The 1466-nt window shown below is 32.7% G+C and carries 3 protein-coding genes; 1 reads left to right on the top strand and 2 read right to left on the bottom strand.

Translation table 11 applies throughout. The annotated features are described in order from the left end of the window. The first annotated feature begins 186 nt into the window (after nucleotides 1–186). Nucleotides 187–477 (top strand): hypothetical protein, encoded by a 291-nt coding sequence (locus tag G322_RS0119270; protein WP_022943283.1) that lies wholly within the window; start codon nucleotides 187–189, stop codon nucleotides 475–477. A gap of 115 nt (nucleotides 478–592) precedes the next feature. Here the strand turns inward: G322_RS0119270 and G322_RS0119265 are convergent, their stop codons facing one another. Continuing rightward, on the bottom strand, nucleotides 593–886 hold the full coding sequence (locus G322_RS0119265; RefSeq protein ID WP_022943282.1) for a type II toxin-antitoxin system RelE/ParE family toxin: 294 nt from the start codon (nucleotides 884–886) through the stop codon (nucleotides 593–595). Then, nucleotides 886–1125, bottom strand: coding sequence for a type II toxin-antitoxin system ParD family antitoxin (locus G322_RS0119260; RefSeq protein ID WP_022943281.1), 240 nt, complete (start codon nucleotides 1123–1125; stop codon nucleotides 886–888). The genes G322_RS0119265 and G322_RS0119260 overlap by 1 nt, the downstream gene beginning before the upstream one ends. Nucleotides 1126–1466: the final 341 nt, after the last annotated feature.

Here is a 1466-nt window from a genome sequence, read left to right as displayed (position 1 = left end):
GCATTTAATATTCGTAACCAACAGAAGCATGTTCCACTTAACTAATAGTAAGTTACTTTATTAAATAAGTGGCTTGGTCTTACTATAAGGCATTTGTAGATTCATGAGTTTATCAGTCACCTAGTTATGCTTTAATATTTTAAATTTACCTTGCTTAGAGTTCTTAACTTTGAGAAGGTTTATCTATTGAATAATAAAATTAATGTGGGTTTAAGAATGTTAGAAGATGATGAATTTGAACTAATTATGTCTCCTTTATGCCAGCCATTTGAATTAGATGGAAAGTCAGTACAAATTGATATTTATAATGGTGACAATGGAGGTTGGTTAATAGAAATCGTAGACGAGTTTAATAATTCAACTGTGTGGAATGATGAATTCCCTACTGAAAAAGCAGCATTAATTGAAGCTATTGAAACAATAAATGAAGATGGTATTGATGCATTTATTGGTAACAAATCGGAAGATTTACACTAATCATTAGCCATATAACAAGCACTTTAAACGGGACATAAACAGTTGGCTATGTTTCGCTTCGCTACACTATATTAGCCAACTATTTCTGTCCGCTTAAGTGGGCGTTATATTTTTATCAGAGAGCGCGGTTAACATCCATGCTTTTATGTAAAATACGAACGATCAATATTTGATTAAGTTTATGTTCTTTATAGTAAATTACATGGCTAGCATGGGGATATTTACTATAACCTTCCCTAATATAATCACAGTGAATACCGATTTCAGGCTCATCTGCTAATATATGAAATAAGTTATCTAGTGCTTTTAAGTAATCATTTCGTTGAGCTTGACCCCATGTTAATTGGGTATATTTTGCAATTTTAATTAAATCGGATTTTGCTTTAGCTGATAGTTTGAAATTATTCATTAGTGGTTATCTTTATCAAGCTCAGCAAGAAAAGTATCATAATTGTACTCAACTGTACCACTTTGCTCGCCTTGAATTAGCATTGTGCGTAAGTTAAGTATTTTAGCTTCTTGGTCTTCTAACACGCGTAAGCCTGCTCGAAGTACCTCACTTGCAGATCCGTAACGACCTGAATGAAGTTGTTGGCTTATAAATTGATCGAAATGATCACCTAAAGTAACACTAGTATTTTTAGCCATAATTAATCACCTTTATAATTTGTACCAATATATATTGGATTGTGGTATAAAAAATATAACAAGTCAATTTAAACGGAACTAAAACAGTTGGCCATCGCTTCGCGATTATAGCCAACTATTTTTATCCGCTTAACGAGGCGTTAGTTGCCCTGAAAATTGATGTTCATATTTTATTTTCAAAGGTTATAAATCTGAATTAATTTGCTAAAAAAGTCTATATTGAGTTTTCATAAGGTTATAAATTAGAGTCGGTTTGCTGAATGAAAATCAACATTGCGTTGTGAGGTCTGAACATACCGCCTGATAATGCTGTCACTAATAGTCGTCTGCGCACGTTAACC

This window comes from Psychromonas hadalis ATCC BAA-638 (genome assembly GCF_000420245.1).
GTDB classification, from domain to species: Bacteria; Pseudomonadota; Gammaproteobacteria; order Enterobacterales; family Psychromonadaceae; genus Psychromonas; species Psychromonas hadalis.
The sequence above is the reverse complement of the archived record's forward strand: the minus strand, read 5'-3'. Positions and strand labels throughout refer to the sequence as shown.